Origin of the sequence: Brevundimonas diminuta ATCC 11568 (assembly GCF_000204035.1) — a bacterium.
Taxonomy (GTDB): domain Bacteria; phylum Pseudomonadota; class Alphaproteobacteria; order Caulobacterales; family Caulobacteraceae; genus Brevundimonas; species Brevundimonas diminuta.
The window spans coordinates 1,385,290-1,387,010 of the sequence record NZ_GL883086.1; the positions used below are offsets into that span (position 1 = coordinate 1,385,290).

Genomic DNA, 1,721 nt, shown 5'->3' on the forward strand with positions numbered 1-1,721 from the left:
GGTGCTGGCCCCCGCCCTGCCCGGCCTGCTGGCCGCGCATCCGGGGCTGAACGTCGAACTGGCGGCCAGCTCCGGCTTCCTGTCGCCCAGCCGCCGCGAGGTGGACATGGCCATCACCCTCAGCCCCGCCGCCGGGCCGCGCCTGATCGTCGAGCCGCTGACCACCTATCAGCTGGCGCTCTACGCCGCGCCGGAATACCTGAAACGTCACGGCGCGCCCGACACCATCGACGACCTGAACCGCGTCGACATGGTCGGATACGTCGACGACCTGATCTATGCGCCCGAGTTGCATTATCTGGACGAGATCCGCCCGCACCTGCGTCCCCGCCTGGCTTCATCCTCCATCCGCGCCCAACGGGACATGGTGGCGGCGGGCGGCGGCATCGGCGTCCTGCCCTGCTTTCTGGCCGAAGGGCTGACGCGGGTTCTGGCGGACGCCGTGCTGATAGAACGCCGTTTCTGGCTCAGCACCCACCGCGAGGTCCACAGCACGGCGCGGCTGAAGACGGTCCGGCGCTGGATCAAGGCCCTGTGTCAGGATCAGGTCAGCCGCCTCGCCCCCTTGCCCGCGACCACGCCGAGACGCGCCGAGGGGTGACTATATTTTACATTTTACATTGCTCTAAAGCCGAGCATCCGGGGCTATGACTCCAGCGTTCTCCTCGGAGCTGCGTAACAAGTATGAAGATCGCGATATTAGATGACGACCCCGTCCAATTGGAGTTCGTCTCCGAGGTCGTCCAGGACGCCGGGTATCGCGCCACTCTGTTTTCGCGCGGGCAGGCGCTGATCTCCGCCCTGCGCAAGGACACCTTCGACATGCTGATCGTCGACTGGAACCTGCCGGACCGTTCGGGTCTGGAGGTGCTGGCTTGGGCGCGCACCAATCTGAAGCCCGCCCCGCCCATGCTGCTGGTCACCAGCCGCGCCGAGGATGAAGACGTGGTCGCAGGCCTGGACGCCGGGGCCGACGACTACCTGCCCAAGCCCCTGTCCAAGCCGGTGCTGGCGGCGCGGATCAACGCCCTGATCCGTCGCGCCTACGCCCAACCGACGACGCCGGGCGTCGAGGTCTATGACGGCTTGTCCTTCCACGAGTCCGCCGGATCCGTGACCCGCGACGGCCAGCCAGTCGCCCTGACGGCCAAGGAATACGCCCTGGCCCTGCTGCTGTTCCGCAACCTGCACCGGGCGCTGTCGCGGACCTATATCCTGGAGACGGTCTGGGGCAATGAGCCGGACCTGAACAGCCGTTCGCTGGACATGCACATCTCGCGCATCCGCAACAAGCTGGAGTTGCGACCCGAGCGAGGCTTCCGCCTGACCCCCATTTACAGCTACGGATACCGTCTTGAGCGCGTCGCGGGGGCCGAGCCCGGCCCTGACGCCTGAATGAGGACGCAGGTGGCGGAATGAAGACGGATTGGTCTGCGGCTACGGCTATGGCGGTTGCGGCGATGCTGGCCGCAGGAAGCGCCGCCGCACAGACTTCGGCCGCCCAGCCCGCGCCCCGGACGGCGTCTTCCGCCGCCGTCGAGACCCTCGACTATGTGGTCCGCCCCGGCGACACCCTGATCGACCTGGCGACCGCCTATATGAACCGGCCGCTCGACTATCGCCGGGTCCAGCGCGAGAATCGGGTCGCCAATCCGCGCCGCCTGCCCATCGGCCGCACCCTGGCCCTGCCGGTCGATCTGCTGCGCGCCGACCCGGACGAG

3 protein-coding genes are annotated in these 1,721 nt (G+C 67.8%); all 3 read left to right on the forward strand.

Annotation, left to right across the window (positions count from 1 at the left end):
* The coding region (locus tag BDIM_RS10570; protein WP_248601214.1) for a LysR substrate-binding domain-containing protein at positions 1 to 601 on the forward strand (601 nt) is incomplete at its 5' end.
* Between the two features lie 83 nt (positions 602 to 684).
* Positions 685 to 1,395 (forward strand): response regulator transcription factor, encoded by a 711-nt coding sequence (locus BDIM_RS10575; RefSeq protein ID WP_003165587.1) that lies wholly within the window; start codon positions 685 to 687, stop codon positions 1,393 to 1,395.
* Between the two features lie 20 nt (positions 1,396 to 1,415).
* Positions 1,416 to 1,721 (forward strand): LysM peptidoglycan-binding domain-containing protein (locus tag BDIM_RS17585; RefSeq protein WP_155818718.1); only part of this gene is annotated, 306 nt, incomplete at its 3' end.